Genomic DNA, 14291 nt, shown 5'->3' with positions numbered 1-14291 from the left:
GAAACAGGGACGATCTGACGATGAGCGATATCGCGACGGACATCGGAATAGACCGCAATCGCAAGCTGAAGGCCGCGCTGCTGCGTCATAAGACCTTCAGCAAGGCCGGCTTCTCGGAACGTCTCTTCGGCCTCCTCTTTTCCGGCATGGTCTATCCGCAGATCTGGGAAGACCCTGAAGTCGACATGGCGGCCATGGAGCTTCAGCCACATCATCGCATCGTCACCATCGGCTCGGGCGGCTGCAACATGCTCGCCTACCTCTCCGCCTCGCCCGCATCGATCGACGTCGTTGACCTGAACCCCCATCACGTCAACCTGAACCGCCTCAAGCTCGCCGCCTTCCGCCTGCTCCCCGACCATCGCTCGGTCGTCAGATTCCTCGGCTCGGCCAACGAGGCCGAAAACAGCGCCAATTATCACCGCCATATCGAACAGCATCTGGATGGCGCGACGCGCAAATACTGGAGCGGCAGGCATCTCACCGGCAAGCGCCGCATCCGCGTCTTCGACCGCAACATCTACCGCACCGGCCTGCTCGGACGCTTCATCGGCGCCGGTCACTTCATCGCCCGCGCGCACGGCGTGAAGCTCGAGGAATTTACCCGCTGCAAGTCGATCGACGAACAGCGCGTCTTCTTCGAAAGTCGCATCGCGCCATTGTTTGAAAAGCCGGTCATCCGCTCCATGACGAAGCGCAAGAGCTCGCTGTTCGGCCTCGGCATTCCGCCGCAGCAATATGACGAGCTGGCAAGCCTCTCGTCGGACGGCACCGTCGCCCCGGTCCTTCGCCACCGCCTCGAAAAGCTCGCCTGCCATTTCCCGCTGCAGGACAACTACTTCGCCTGGCAGGCCTTTGCCCGCCGCTATCCCGGCGACGGTGAAGGCACACTGCCCGATTACCTGAAGCCCGAGCGCTACGATGCGATCCGCGCCAACACCGCCCGCGTCTCGGTCCATCACGCCAATTTCACCGAACTCCTCAACACCAAGTCCGATCATTCGCTGCACCGCTACGTCCTGCTCGACGCCCAGGACTGGATGAACGACGAGCAGCTGAACGCGCTGTGGAGTGAGATCACCCGCACCGCCGGCGGCGATGCCCGCGTTATCTTCCGCACGGCGGCTGAGAAGAGCATCATTGAGGGCCGCCTCGATCCGGCGATCCGCAGCCAGTGGCGCTATGACGAGGAGCGCTCGCGCGAACTCGCCAGCCGCGACCGCTCAGCGATCTATGGCGGCTTCCATATCTACGAGCGGATCGTCCAGTGACCACCGGCACCGACACGCTCGACCGCGGCCATGCCGGCCTCATGGACCGCATGTACCGCTACCAGCGGCACATCTACGACCTGACGCGCAAATACTACCTGCTCGGACGCGACAGCACGATCGCCGGCCTCAACGTGCCCGTCGGCGGCTCGCTTCTGGAAGTCGGCTGCGGCACAGGCCGCAACCTGCTGCTGTCCGCCCGGCGCTTTCCCAATTCCCGCCTTTCCGGCCTCGACATTTCCGCCGAGATGCTGGCGAGCGCCGAAAAGAAACTCGCGGGCTGCCGTCATCGTCCGGCACTGCGGCTAGCCGATGCGACCGCCTTTTCGCCCGCCCAGTTCGGCGAGACCGGCTTCGACCGGATCATGATCTCCTATGCGCTTTCCATGATCCCCGATTGGCAGAAGGCGATCGACACCGCCATTGCAGCGCTCGCGCCCGGCGGCGAACTGCACATCGTCGATTTCGGCCAGCAGGAACGGCTGCCGACATGGTTTGCTGGCCTGCTCAAGGGATGGCTCGCACGCTTTCATGTCACGCCGCGCAAGGAGCTTCGCGACGTGCTGCAAGACCGGGCCACAGCACACTGTGCGACGCTCGTCTTCAAGACGCTGAACGGCGGTTATGCCTGGCACGCGGTCTATCGCGCCACATCGGTCGTCGAAGCCGACCAGCCCGACGAAAGCCTCGTCCGTTAAACACCGGTTAACCAAGAAATCTCACCGTTTCTTTAGGATACCGGGAGCAGGATGGACCGTGTATAGTCCCTCTGCACCGAAGTGGATCGGTCGTGAGGGAAAATCCGGTTTCATTGTTGCCAAACGGGACATTCATGCTGCGGCTTATCACCGTTCTTCTGCCGATACTTGCTCTGCTTGGCGGCTGCTCTTCCACGACCTACGACTTGATGGACACCAAATCCATCAAGACCATTTCCCATCCCAGCCGTTTCGCCGACACCGATCCGCATGATTTCGGCTCCAACTATCCCGACCGTCTGAAGGTCCACGGCATCGACGTGTCGAAATGGCAGGGCGATATCGAATGGCGCAAGGTGAAGGCGTCCGGCGTCTCCTTCGTCTTCATAAAGGCGACCGAAGGCAAGGACATCGTCGACCCGCGCTTCAACGAATACTGGCGCGAGGCGCGCGCCGCCGGCCTCGCCTATGCCCCGTACCATTTCTACTATTTCTGCTCGACGCCGGATGAACAGGCAGACTGGTTCATCAGGAACGTGCCCGCAGCCGCAGTCGGCCTGCCGCCCGTGCTCGACGCCGAATGGAACCCGACATCGAAGACCTGCAAGCGACGGCCGGATCCGGCCACCGTACGGTCCGAACTGAAGCGCTTCATGGACCGGCTCGAGGCTTTTTACGGCAAGCGCCCGATCATCTACACCTCCGTCGACTTCCACCGCGACAATCTCGTCGGCGCCTTCCAGGATCATCACTTCTGGCTGCGCTCGGTGGCCGGCCATCCGGGCGAAGTCTACCCTGAACGCCGCTGGGCCTTCTGGCAGTATACGTCCACCGGCGTCGTGCCGGGCATCGACGGCCCGATCGACATCAACGCCTTTGCCGGCACGCCCGACAACTGGCGCAACTGGGTTGCGTCCATCCAGTAACGGAAGCCGTGTCACGGGCTGACCGGCGCCTGTCGCCCATCGCCCCTATTGCTGCCCAATAACGCAGTCGTGTCTTGCTTCGGTCACACTCATTGGCAAGAACACGTCACAAAATCGGAAGAAACATCAGGAAGGATCCCCTCGCATGCGTCATACCCTCAGCATTCCGCTCGCAGTCGCGGCCCTGTCTCTGGCGGTCGCAGCCTCACCGGCGGCAGCCCAGCAGGCGCAGTGTGGCGGCGACCTCGGCACGTTTCTGGCCGGCGTGAAGGCTGAGGCTGTCGCCGACGGCATTCCGGCTGATGCCGCCGACCGGGCGCTGGCCGGCGCGCAGATCGACCCGAAGGTATTGAAGATGGACCGCGCCCAGGGCGTCTTCCGCCAGACCTTCCTGGAATTCTCCCAGCGCACCGTCAGCCAGGCGCGCCTCAATATCGGCCTGCAGAAGATGAAGCAGTTTTCCGACGTCTTCGCCCGCGCCAAGCAGGAATACGGCGTTCCTGCCGGCGTCGTCACCGCATTCTGGGCGATGGAAACCGATTTCGGCGCTGTCCAGGGCTCTTTCAACACCCGCAATGCGCTGGTCACGCTCGCCCATGACTGCCGCCGCCCAGAACTCTTCCGCCCGCAGCTGATCGCGCTGATCAAGATGGTCCAGCACGGCGACCTCGACCCGCAGACCAACACGGGCGCCTGGGCCGGCGAAGTCGGACAGGTGCAGATGCTGCCGAAGGATATCGTCGCCTTCGGCGAGGATGGCGATGGCGACGGCCATGTCCGCCTGAAGGAAAGCGGCCCCGACGCCATCATGACCGCCGCCCGCTTCATCGCGCATCTCGGCTGGAAGGCGGGCGAGCCATGGCTGCAGGAAGTCAGTCTGCCCGAGAACCTTCCTCTGGAGAAATCCGGCCTCGACAGTTCGATGACGGCGGGTGACTGGTTCAAGCTCGGCGTCAAGCCGCGCGACGGCAACACGTCCTTCGGCAACCTCAAGGGCGATCTCCTGCTCCCGCAGGGCCGCAAGGGTCCGGCCTTCATCGCCTACCCGAACTTCGCGATCTATCTGGAATGGAACAAGTCCTTCATCTACACTACGTCTGCCGCCTACTTCGCCACCCGCTTCGAGGGCGCGCCGAAGTATGACGTCGGCAATCCCGAGCCCGGTCTCGACGGCGCGGCGATGAAGCAGCTGCAGGAAAAGCTCGACAGCATGGGCTACGACGTCGGCGAGGTTGACGGCATCCTGGGCTCGGGCACCCGCGACGCGGTGCGCAAGGAGCAGATCCGCCTCGGCCTGCCGGCCGACGGCTGGCCGACGCCGGCTTTCCTCGCCGCTCTCAAGTAAGTGTCAACCTGACACGGATCACTCTGCGCCGTCCGCCTTTTCCTTCTGGCGGGCGGCGTTTTCCTTTTCGAGCTTCGCCTTGCGCGCAATCGTCCGCCGGTGAAAGACCGCCAGGCGCACCGCGCGGTAGCGCACATGCCCCTCATGGAGAACATGTGCGACCGCATCGCGCGACCGGCTGACCTCGTGCAGTTCGTGCGAATAGGCAGTCGCCAGCGCCTTGCGATAATCCTGAAGCCCTTCGGTCGCGATGTTCTCCAGACGGTGCATGACGCTGACCCAGAGCGGTGAGACGAGCAGCGACACGGCGGTCACCGCGATGGCGATCCGGTAGAGATCGATGCCGAGCGCGCCGACCGAGAAACCGGCGGCTGCCAGCACGAAGGAAAACTCCCCGATCTGCGCCATCGACAGGCCCGCGACCAGCGCCGTCTGCGGGCTCGACCCGGTCTTGCGCAGAAGCACGATGTTCAGCACCGTCTTCACCGCGACCACCAGCAGCGAGATGAAGATGACGGTCCAGATATTCTCCCAGATGAAATTGAGGTCGATCAGCAGGCCGATCGACAGGAAGAAAACGACCAGCAGGATGCTCTGGATCGGTTCGATGACGGGAATGACACGGCTTCGAAGCGTCGAATTGCCGACGACGATGCCGGCCAGGAAGGCGCCGTAGACCGGCGATAACCCCTGCGAACCGGAAATCGCCGCAGCGGCAAAGCAGGCAGCAAGCGCCCCGAGCGCCAGGATTTCCGTCTTGTCCTCGATCTTCTCGGCAAACGGAATGCGGATCTTGCCGTGGGTGGCGAGCCACCACATCAGCCACGCCATGGCGCCGACGGCGACCGCCATCTTGCCGATGATCGACCAGACATCCATGTTTCCGCCGCCGAGGCTGGAGACGAAGATCAGCATCGGCACGACGGCGAGGTCCTGCGCGATCAGCACGCCGACCGCCACCCTGCCCGCCTCGCCGCGCAGCATGCCCATCTCGTCGAGCATCTTCATCGCCACCACCGTCGACGACAGGCCGATGATGAAGCCGAGAATGACGGCCTCCGACAGCGATGCACCGGTGAAGAAGGCCGTCACCAGTCCCAGAAACATCGCGGCGAGCAGCTGTCCGCCGGCGACCTTCAACGCTTGCCGGATCGACATGATGAAGGCCTTGATCGACAGTTCCATGCCGATGAAGAACAGGAGGACGATAACGCCCATTTCAGCGAGCAACTGGACGTTGTCCGAATTCTCGATCAGACCCGCGCCGGTCGGCCCGAGCGCCACGCCGGCGATGATGAAGCCGACGAGCGGCGGCTGGCGCAGCCAGAGAAAACCGAGACCGAGAATGGCCGCGACGGCGACAACCGCCGCGATGGAGACGAGATCGGCGCCATGGCCCGCCGATTGCGAAATGGTGTCTGTCACTGTCGGATCCAGCGGTCCGTCCTTCCCTCGAAGTTTCGTTCAGGCCCCCGATTGCGAAGCGCATGTTTATGATGCACAGCAGGATTCGGGTGGCAATCGCCAATTGCGTTTTCTACCGTCTCGCCAAACCGTCACACCCGAGGATTCCCGCAATGGCTACCGCCCCCGCACAGAAGCTCACCCTTGCCGCCTGGACCCTGCTGTTCGTCCTCGGCCTGCTCTGGGGCGGCTCCTTCTTCTTCGCCCGAATCGCGGTTGCCGAAGTGCCACCCTTCACGCTGGTCTTCCTGCGTCTCTCGATTGCAGCCGTGGCGCTGCATGTCTATCTCCACGGCCGGCACGGGCTCTATCCGTCGCTCGCCGGCCGCTGGCGGCAGTTCCTGCTGCTTGGCCTCATCAACAACGCGGTCCCGCACACCTTCATCTTCATGGGGCAGACTGAGATCGGCGCCGGCCTCGCCTCGATCCTGAACGCCACGACGCCGATCTGGACGGTGATAATCGCACAGTTTCTGACGACCGACGAAAAGCTGACAGGCGCGAAGCTCGCGGGATGCGCGCTCGGCCTTGCCGGCACCGTGGCGCTGATCGGCCCGACCGCCTTCGAGCACACGGATATCCCGCTCTGGGCGCTCGCCCTGCCTTTGGCGGCGGCGATATCCTATGGCTTTGCCAGCATCTACAGCCGGTCTTTCAGGGACCTCAATTCGTCGGTGACGGCAACGGGACAGCTGACGGCATCGAGCCTGATCATGCTGCCGGCAGCACTCCTGATTGATCACCCCTGGACGATCGCCATGCCTTCAGGCGCGGCAATCGCCTCGATCCTGGCGCTGGCGCTCGCCTCGACCGCCTTCGGCTACATCCTGTTCTTCCGGCTGATCGGCCTTGCCGGCGCGACGAACACGTCGCTCGTCACCCTGCTGGTGCCGCCGAGCGCCATTCTTCTCGGCGCCCTTTTCCTCGGCGAGGTGCTGAGCAGCGCAGACTGGATCGGCATGCTCTTGATCGGTGCGGGACTGGTGGTTCTCGACGGTCGCGTGCTGAAACGGCGCCCGCGGATGGCATGAGACCACCGGCAATTTCAGCGGCAAATTCCCGCTCAGGTTGAAATAAATTATGTCGAAATCATGACGCGGGTATTGTGTCGGTCAGGCTTGTTGCTCCAAGGCGGGAATGGCGTAAACCAACCGGTCCGCGCCATTCACGAAACGTTAGCCATTCTCATAAACCTTGTGAATTATTTTCAGAAGGAAAAACAGAGCGTTAGATAGGCTAACCAAGGGGAAGTTGGTGCGACTTTTTGCAGCGCAGCACAAAATCCGCTTTCCAATTTTAAGGAATTCTGCCTATCATCTGATTGTCAACTCAGGGAGACAGCTATGGGACTTACAACTTCTCTGAACGTCCTTCTGATCAGTGCAGCCTTCGTGTTCATCGCAAGCATGCTCTTCATCTGATCAGATTGCAGTCTTGAAATTCAGTCGCAAAGACGAACCCTAACAAAAATCAGTTCTGCTTAGAAATTTATAGCAAGCGCATCCCATGACCTCCGGATGCGCTTGCTTCATATCTGCGGTCGGGTTTTTGCCGCTCAGGCGGCGGCGCCGGACTTCAGCTCGCTCTTGCGCGAGAAGCCGAGTCGTTCGAGCACCATCGAGGACAGCGTCGCCCGGTTCATCGAATAGATGTGGAACTCGGTAACGCCACGGCGCACGAGATCGGCGATCTGTTCGGCTGCGACATCGGCCGCGACCTCAAGCCTTGTGGCGGGATCGTCGTGGCGGCCTTCGAATCGCGCGTCGAGTCTCGCCGGAACGGTCGCGCCGCACATGGAGGCGAAACGCTTCAGCTGCGTCAGGTTCTGGATCGGCATGATGCCCGGCACGACCGGGATCTTCACGCCGGCATCGCGCACCTTGTCGAGATAGGCCGAGAAGCGGTCATTGTCGAAGAAGAACTGGGTGAGCGCCCGGTCGGCGCCGTTGTCGGCCTTGCGCTTCAGCATGTCGATGTCGGCGGCCGCGTCGGTGCTTTCCGGATGCTTCTCCGGATAGGCCGAGACGGAGATCTCGAAATCGCCGAGCGCGCGCAGCCCGGTCACCAGCTCGGCGGCGTTCGCATAGCCGCCCGGATGCGGCTTGTAGGCATGACCGATCCCGCCGGCCGGATCGCCGCGCAGCGCCACGAAATGGCGAACGCCGGCTGCCCGGAACTGGTCGACGACGGCATGCACCTCTTCACGCGTCGCGCCGACGCAGGTCAGATGCGAGGCGGTGGCAAGCGGTGTCTTGGCAATCAGGCGCGACACGGTGGCAAGCGTCGGCGCCTGGGTGGTGCCGCCGGCGCCATAGGTCACGGAGACGAACTCCGGGCCCCACTGGGCAAGCTGGTCGACCGTTTCCCACAACTGGCCTTCCATTTCTTCCGACTTCGGCGGAAAGAACTCGAAGGAGAAGCGGACATTTTCCCGTTCTGTGGCGATAAGGGGCTGAAACGCCATTGATCAAATACTCCCGGACATTTCGGGGAGTGCGTCGGTCTCACCGGCCATCAGAAGACGCGGATCGCGCGCCAGCCAGATCGAGACCGTCAGCGCCGCATCGGCGCCCTCCCCCGGATGGATATCGATGGCCTGCTCGGCATTCAGTCCCGCCTTCTTCAGCCAGTCGTTCATGACCTGGTGAGAAAAGCCGAGGCGCTGATGCGCATGCTCATCACGAAGATATTCGTGCCCGTGCGGCGCCAGGTCGATGACCACGAGGCGTCCGCCGGGCCGAAGCATTCGCGCCGCTTCCGCGATCGCCAGTTCCGGCTGCGGCAGGAAGTGCAGCACCTGGTGGATGATGACGAAATCGAAGTCCTGGCCGTCGACCGGCAGGTTGAGGATATCGCCGTGGCGCACGGAGGCGCGGGTGATCCCGGCCTTGTCGAGATTGGCGCGGGCGACCGCCAGCATCTCGCGGCTGGCATCGATGCCGATCGCGCGACGGTAGCGGTCTTTGAGAAGCGTCAGGATGCGGCCGGTGCCGGTGCCGAGGTCGAGCAGCGAATCGATCGGATTGGCGCCGATGATCTTGATCAGCTGCCGGTCAATCTCTTCCTCGTTGACCTGCAGGCGGCGCATCTCATCCCATTCCCCGGCATGGCGGCTGAAATAGGATTGCGCCCGCTCCGCCCTCTGCGCCTTGACCGCGCCGAGCCGCTCGCCGTCGCGTGCAAGCACCGGATCGCCGTCATTGACCGCCGACAATAGCGCCGAGGCGAGCCTGACGGCTTCGCCTTCCTGGCGCAGGCGGAAATAGGCCCAGGCGCCTTCCTGATAGCGCTCGATGAGTTCGGCTTCGGACAGCAGTTTCAGGTGCCGGGAAATGCGCGGTTGGGATTGACCGAGAATTTCGGTAAGATCGGTAACCGTCAGGTCGCCCTTGGACAGAAGCGCCAGAAGCCGCAGCCGGGTCGTTTCCCCCGCCGCTTTCAGCGTCTCCACCAAAGGTTCCAGTCCCAGCGCCATCGGCCGCCCTCATCGCAATCAAGATATAAAGATATCTTTATGTGATTTGAGATCGGTGTGCAAGGGGGAATTGGCTGAGAAGGTAGCCCGAATGAATGGAAAAAGGGCCCCAGCGTACCGGAGCCCTCGACAATTCATGTTTCCGACGAAACCGACTTACCGCGTCAGGCGCTTGTAGGATTGGCTGCCCGGATTGAGCGCATCCGGCCCCAGACGACGGATCTTATCCTGTTCGTAGTCTTCGAAGTTGCCTTCGAACCATTCGACATGGCCGTCACCTTCAAAGGCGAGGATATGGGTTGCCAGACGGTCGAGGAACATGCGGTCGTGGCTGATGATGATGGCGCAGCCGGCAAAGTTCTCTAGTGCCGTTTCAAGTGCGCCGAGCGTTTCCGTGTCAAGGTCGTTGGTCGGTTCGTCGAGAAGCAGAACATTGCCGCCGGACTTCAGCATCTTGGCCAGATGCACGCGGTTGCGCTGACCACCGGAGAGATTGCCGACCTTCTGCTGCTGGTCACCACCCTTGAAGTTGAAGGCGCCGCAATAGGCTCTGGAGTTCATGTCGAACTTGCCGAGCTTGATCACTTCGGCGCCGCCGGAAATCTCTTCCCATACGGTCTTGGAGCCATCCAGCGCGTCGCGGCTCTGATCGACATAACCGAGATGGACGGTATCGCCGATGCGGATCGAACCGGCATCGGGCTTTTCCTGACCCGTGATCATCTTGAACAGCGTGGACTTGCCGGCGCCGTTCGGACCGATGATGCCAACGATGCCGCCCGGCGGCAGCTTGATCGACAGATCGTTGATCAGCGTGCGCCCTTCAAAACCCTTGGTGATGCCGTCAAGCTCGATGACCACCTGGCCGAGACGTTCCGAGACGGGGATGATGATCTGCGCATCGCCGGGGCGAATGCCCTCGGCCGCGTCGACCAGCTGCTCATACGCCTTGATACGCGCCTTGGACTTGGCCTGACGGGCCTTCGGGCTGGATGCAATCCATTCCTGTTCCCGTGACAATGCCTTCTGGCGGCCGGCCTCTTCGCGGTTTTCCTGCTGCATGCGCTTCGCCTTCGCCTGAAGGTAGGCAGAGTAGTTGCCTTCGTAAGGAATGCCACGGCCGCGGTCGAGTTCGAGGATCCAGCCGGTGACGTTGTCGAGGAAGTAGCGATCGTGGGTGATCATCATCACGGCACCCGGATAGTCGCGCAGATGCTTTTCGAGCCAGGCAATCGTCTCGGCGTCGAGATGGTTGGTCGGTTCGTCGAGCAGCAGCAGATCCGGCTGCGACAAGAGCAGCCGGCAGAGCGCGATGCGGCGGCGTTCACCACCCGACAGCACCGTGACGTCGGCATCCTTCGGCGGGCAGCGCAGTGCTTCCATCGCCATTTCGACCTGCTGTTCCAGGTCCCAGAGGTTCTGGCTGTCGATGATGTCCTGCAGCTTGGCGCCCTCTTCCGCCGTCTCGTCGGAATAGTTCATCATCAGCTCGTTGTAACGGTCGAGCACGGCCTGCTTGTCGGCCACACCTTCCATCACGTTTTCGAAGGCGGTCTTCGCCGGATCGAGACGCGGTTCCTGCTCCAGGTAGCCAACGGTCGCGCCCTCGGCCAGCCAGGCTTCGCCCGTATATTCCTTGTCCTGACCCGCGATGATGCGCAGCACCGTCGACTTGCCGGCGCCGTTCGGGCCGAGGATACCGATCTTCGCATCCGGATAGAAGGACAGGTGGATGTTCTCGAGGATCTTCTTGTTGCCGTAGGACTTGTTGAGCCCGGCCATGTGGTAGATGAACTGACGTGCCATGCTGGTCCGCGCGCTCCATTTGAAATTCAGGGAAATCTGCCGCCCATGTAGGCGATTTAGGGTCCACAGGCAATGGCCGAGTGTTGATCCGGCGGGAATTGCCTCGGCGGAATACCGGGCTCCAAGCCAATATCCGTCATTGTGGCGGCGCCGCCGTCCCGGCCATCGGGTTGCAGGAATTATCATGCAAGCCCATTGCCCCGTCCGCGAAAATCGCCAATGCTCGCGTCGGCTTGAGGAGGCGGAGGAGACATGTTCAGCCAGCTCGAATTTCTTGATGCGCCGTCCGGCGCCCGGATCGCCTGGCGCCACAAGGCTGCGGCGGGAGCGCCCCTTGGCGTGGTGCTGATCTGCCATGGCCTGGCGGAGCATTCCGGGCGATACGCATCGTTTGCGGACGTGCTTTCCGATAGCGGCTTTCATGTCTATGCCCATGATCATCGCGGTCACGGCGAGACGCGGGCGCCGGATGCACCGATCGGGCGTTTTGCCGTGAGGGATGGCGTCGACAAGGTGATTGCGGACGTGATCGCCATGCGCGACCTGGCCGCAGCACGCCACCCCGGCCTGCCTGTCATCCTCTTCGGCCATTCCATGGGCGGGCTCATCAGCTTCAATACGGCAGTCGCGCATCCCGAGAAGTTTTCGGCGGTCACCGTCTGGAATTCCAACTTCCACCTCGGCGCGGGTCGCTATCTGGCGCTTGGCGTTCTCAAGACAGAGCGCATGCTGATGGGCTCCGACGTGCCGAGCTTCGTGATGCCGAAGGCGACGTTCGATGCCTGGGGTCGGTCCATTCCCGGCAATCATCCTGCCTCCGCCTGGCTTTCGCGCATCCCCGAGGAAGTCGACAAATACGACGCCGATCCGCTCTGCGGCTTCGATGCCAGCATTTCCATGTGGCTCGACGTGATGGAGCTTTCCGCCCGACCGCTGCGCCCGGACCAGCTCTCCCGGCTCCCGAATGATTTCCCCATTTACCTTGTCGGCGGTGGCGAGGACCCGGCGACCAACAAGGGCAAGGCGATCCGCTGGCTTTCCGATCACCTGAAACGTCTCGGCTACCGCGACGTCACCACCATCATCAATTCGGAGGCGCGCCACGAGACGCTGAATGACATCGGCCGCGAAAAGGCCGCTGCCGACTTTGCCGTCTGGTGCGTCAACGTTTGCAAAAGAACCCCGGGCGCAGCAGCCTAGAAACCTCTCGATCCATCACCCCCAACCGCGCAAACAGCATGAACCGATGACAGAAAATCACATGCCGTTGCCGGGCCGCGAGGCTATAGGAAGACCATGAGTTCGCAATCCGCTGAGAAAGTGCCGGCCGTTACATCTCCCATCCTGCAGGGCATGGGACTGATGGTGATTTCGACGCTGCTGGCGCCGGGCATCGATATCTTTTCCAAACTCGCCACCGACAGCGTTTCTCCGGGTGTCATCACGCTCGCGCGTTTCGTCTTCCAGGCCGTTTTCATGCTGCCGCTCGTGATCGTCAACGGCAGCTGGCGGCGCTTCTCCTTCCGCCGCAGCCTGATCCACGCGGTCCGAGCCGCTATGATCGTCATCGCCATGGTCTGCTTCGTCACCACATTGGCCGAGATGGCAGTCGCCGATGCGGTCGCGATCTTCTTCGTCTTGCCGATCATCCTCACGGTGCTTGCCAGCATCTTCCTCGGCGAGACGATCGGCTGGCGCCGTTACACGGCCTGCGCCGTCGGCTTCCTGGGTGCCGTCATCGTCATTCGCCCGAGCTTTGCCGATGTCGGCTATGTCGCCCTGCTGCCGATCGTCACCGCATTCTGCTTCGCCATTTTCGGCCTGATCACCCGCACCGTGTCGCAGCATGAAGACACCTGGTCGATGCAGTTGCAGATGGCGATCTGGGGCGTCCTGATGGCGGCACTCCTGTTGTGGGCGGGCGATGCCGCCGGCATTGCCGTGCTGGAACCGTCCTGGCCCACCGGCACGGCCCTGCTCTGGTTGCTGGGCGTCGGCGTTGTCGCCGCTGTATCCGGATTCCTGAGCGTCAGTGCCTATCGACTGGCGCCGGCCTCCGTGCTGGCGCCGTTGCAGTATATCGAAATCGTCTCGGCGACGGTGTTCGGCTGGCTGGTGTTCGGCAATTTCCCGGATGCCGTCAAATGGCTCGGCATCGCCATCATCATCGGCTCCGGCCTCTACATCGTCTTCCGCGAGCGCCAGCTGCAACGCGGCGTGGTGTCGGAAACCAAACCCGTTCCGCCCTGACCGGCAATCGGAGACATTCCCCAATCAGGGCGCAAGACTGACTGAAAGAGAGATGAACACATGAAGAAGACGGGCGGCCAGCTCATTGTCGAAGCCCTCGAAGCCAATGGCGTCGAGCGCATTGCCAGCGTTCCGGGCGAAAGCTTCCTCGCCGTTCTCGATGCGCTCCACGACAGTGCAATCGAGATGATCGTCTGCCGCCAGGAAGGCGGCGCGGCGATGATGGCGGACTGCTGGGGGCGACTGACCGGCAAACCGGGCATCTGCTTGGTGACCCGCGGTCCCGGCGCCACCAACGCCTCCGCCGGCCTGCACATCGCCATGCAGGATTCGGTCCCGATGATCCTCTTCATCGGCCAGGTCCAACGAGAGGCACGCGAGCGCGAGGCCTTCCAGGAAGTCGAATTCCGCCGCGCCTTCACCGAATTCGCCAAATGGGTGGGCGAGATCGATACGGTGCTTGCCAGCATCTTCCTCGGCGAGACGATCGGCTGGCGCCGTTACACGGCCTGCGCCGTCGGCTTCCTGGGTGCCGTCATCGTCATTCGCCCGAGCTTTGCCGATGTCGGCTATGTCGCCCTGCTGCCGATCGTCACCGCATTCTGCTTCGCCATTTTCGGCCTGATCACCCGCACCGTGTCGCAGCATGAAGACACCTGGTCGATGCAGTTGCAGATGGCGATCTGGGGCGTCCTGATGGCGGCACTCCTGTTGTGGGCGGGCGATGCCGCCGGCATTGCCGTGCTGGAACCGTCCTGGCCCACCGGCACGGCCCTGCTCTGGTTGCTGGGCGTCGGCGTTGTCGCCGCTGTATCCGGATTCCTGAGCGTCAGTGCCTATCGACTGGCGCCGGCCTCCGTGCTGGCGCCGTTGCAGTATATCGAAATCGTCTCGGCGACGGTGTTCGGCTGGCTGGTGTTCGGCAATTTCCCGGATGCCGTCAAATGGCTCGGCATCGCCATCATCATCGGCTCCGGCCTCTACATCGTCTTCCGCGAGCGCCAGCTGCAACGCGGCGTGGTGTCGGAAACCAAACCCGTTCCGCCCTGACCGGCA

General features: G+C 62.5%; 12 protein-coding genes. 8 read left to right on the top strand and 4 right to left on the bottom strand.

The genetic code is table 11. The features are described from left to right. Positions 1–20: 20 nt before the first annotated feature. The 4 genes from ACU5AY_RS05325 (at position 21) to ACU5AY_RS05310 (ending at position 4240) form a co-directional block, all read left to right on the top strand. Positions 21–1271 carry a DUF3419 family protein gene (locus ACU5AY_RS05325; protein WP_446828287.1) on the top strand — a complete coding sequence of 417 codons (1251 nt, stop codon included), beginning with the start codon at positions 21–23 and terminating at the stop codon, positions 1269–1271. A gap of 41 nt (positions 1272–1312) precedes the next feature. Then, positions 1313–1969, top strand: coding sequence for a class I SAM-dependent methyltransferase (locus tag ACU5AY_RS05320; RefSeq protein WP_446828947.1), 657 nt, complete (start codon positions 1313–1315; stop codon positions 1967–1969). Between the two features lie 134 nt (positions 1970–2103). Then, positions 2104–2895, top strand: a complete 792-nt coding sequence (locus ACU5AY_RS05315; RefSeq protein ID WP_446828286.1) for a glycoside hydrolase family 25 protein — start codon at positions 2104–2106, stop codon at positions 2893–2895. Positions 2896–3040: 145 nt separating this feature from the next. Continuing rightward, a complete protein-coding gene (locus ACU5AY_RS05310; RefSeq protein WP_446828285.1) occupies positions 3041–4240 on the top strand; it encodes a lytic murein transglycosylase in 1200 nt (399 codons plus the stop codon). A gap of 18 nt (positions 4241–4258) precedes the next feature. On the opposite strand, the gene ACU5AY_RS05305 is transcribed toward ACU5AY_RS05310, so the two are convergent. Then, positions 4259–5665 (bottom strand): cation:proton antiporter domain-containing protein, encoded by a 1407-nt coding sequence (locus tag ACU5AY_RS05305; RefSeq protein WP_446828284.1) that lies wholly within the window; start codon positions 5663–5665, stop codon positions 4259–4261. A 152-nt stretch (positions 5666–5817) separates the two neighbouring features. Between ACU5AY_RS05305 and ACU5AY_RS05300 the strand changes: the two genes are divergently transcribed. Then, on the top strand, positions 5818–6735 hold the full coding sequence (locus tag ACU5AY_RS05300) for a DMT family transporter (RefSeq protein ID WP_446828283.1): 918 nt from the start codon (positions 5818–5820) through the stop codon (positions 6733–6735). Positions 6736–7259: 524 nt separating this feature from the next. On the opposite strand, the gene metF is transcribed toward ACU5AY_RS05300, so the two are convergent. The 3 genes from metF to ettA all read right to left on the bottom strand — a co-directional run bounded on the left by metF (position 7260) and on the right by ettA (position 10985). Beyond that, positions 7260–8168 (bottom strand): methylenetetrahydrofolate reductase [NAD(P)H], encoded by a 909-nt coding sequence (gene metF, locus ACU5AY_RS05295; RefSeq protein WP_446828282.1) that lies wholly within the window; start codon positions 8166–8168, stop codon positions 7260–7262. 3 nt (positions 8169–8171) lie between these two features. Continuing rightward, positions 8172–9179 carry an ArsR/SmtB family transcription factor gene (locus ACU5AY_RS05290; RefSeq protein WP_446823711.1) on the bottom strand — a complete coding sequence of 336 codons (1008 nt, stop codon included), beginning with the start codon at positions 9177–9179 and terminating at the stop codon, positions 8172–8174. Positions 9180–9335: 156 nt separating this feature from the next. Further along, positions 9336–10985 carry an energy-dependent translational throttle protein EttA gene (ettA, locus tag ACU5AY_RS05285; RefSeq protein WP_446828281.1) on the bottom strand — a complete coding sequence of 550 codons (1650 nt, stop codon included), beginning with the start codon at positions 10983–10985 and terminating at the stop codon, positions 9336–9338. Positions 10986–11237: 252 nt separating this feature from the next. On the opposite strand from ettA, the gene ACU5AY_RS05280 reads away from it, so the two are divergent. From ACU5AY_RS05280 to ACU5AY_RS05270, 3 genes are all read left to right on the top strand, one after another. Then, entirely contained in the window at positions 11238–12185 is a 948-nt protein-coding gene (locus ACU5AY_RS05280; protein ID WP_446828280.1) for an alpha/beta fold hydrolase, read from the top strand. A gap of 96 nt (positions 12186–12281) precedes the next feature. Then, positions 12282–13235, top strand: a complete 954-nt coding sequence (locus ACU5AY_RS05275) for a DMT family transporter (protein ID WP_446828279.1) — start codon at positions 12282–12284, stop codon at positions 13233–13235. 60 nt (positions 13236–13295) lie between these two features. Beyond that, positions 13296–14285 carry a thiamine pyrophosphate-binding protein gene (locus ACU5AY_RS05270; protein ID WP_446828278.1) on the top strand — a complete coding sequence of 330 codons (990 nt, stop codon included), beginning with the start codon at positions 13296–13298 and terminating at the stop codon, positions 14283–14285. Positions 14286–14291: the final 6 nt, after the last annotated feature.

It is taken from the genome of Rhizobium sp. PAMB 3174, from assembly GCF_052908375.1.
The sequence above is the reverse complement of the archived record's forward strand: the minus strand, read 5'-3'. Positions and strand labels throughout refer to the sequence as shown.

Coding starts and splice junctions, on each gene's coding strand:
- ACU5AY_RS05325 (WP_446828287.1), top strand. CDS start 21: ATGAGCGATATCGCGACGGACATCGGAATAGACCGCAATCGCAAGCTG.
- ACU5AY_RS05320 (WP_446828947.1), top strand. CDS start 1,313: ATGGACCGCATGTACCGCTACCAGCGGCACATCTACGACCTGACGCGC.
- ACU5AY_RS05315 (WP_446828286.1), top strand. CDS start 2,104: ATGCTGCGGCTTATCACCGTTCTTCTGCCGATACTTGCTCTGCTTGGC.
- ACU5AY_RS05310 (WP_446828285.1), top strand. CDS start 3,041: ATGCGTCATACCCTCAGCATTCCGCTCGCAGTCGCGGCCCTGTCTCTG.
- ACU5AY_RS05300 (WP_446828283.1), top strand. CDS start 5,818: ATGGCTACCGCCCCCGCACAGAAGCTCACCCTTGCCGCCTGGACCCTG.
- metF (WP_446828282.1), bottom strand. CDS start 8,168: ATGGCGTTTCAGCCCCTTATCGCCACAGAACGGGAAAATGTCCGCTTC.
- ACU5AY_RS05290 (WP_446823711.1), bottom strand. CDS start 9,179: ATGGCGCTGGGACTGGAACCTTTGGTGGAGACGCTGAAAGCGGCGGGG.
- ettA (WP_446828281.1), bottom strand. CDS start 10,985: ATGGCACGTCAGTTCATCTACCACATGGCCGGGCTCAACAAGTCCTAC.
- ACU5AY_RS05280 (WP_446828280.1), top strand. CDS start 11,238: ATGTTCAGCCAGCTCGAATTTCTTGATGCGCCGTCCGGCGCCCGGATC.
- ACU5AY_RS05275 (WP_446828279.1), top strand. CDS start 12,282: ATGAGTTCGCAATCCGCTGAGAAAGTGCCGGCCGTTACATCTCCCATC.
- ACU5AY_RS05270 (WP_446828278.1), top strand. CDS start 13,296: ATGAAGAAGACGGGCGGCCAGCTCATTGTCGAAGCCCTCGAAGCCAAT.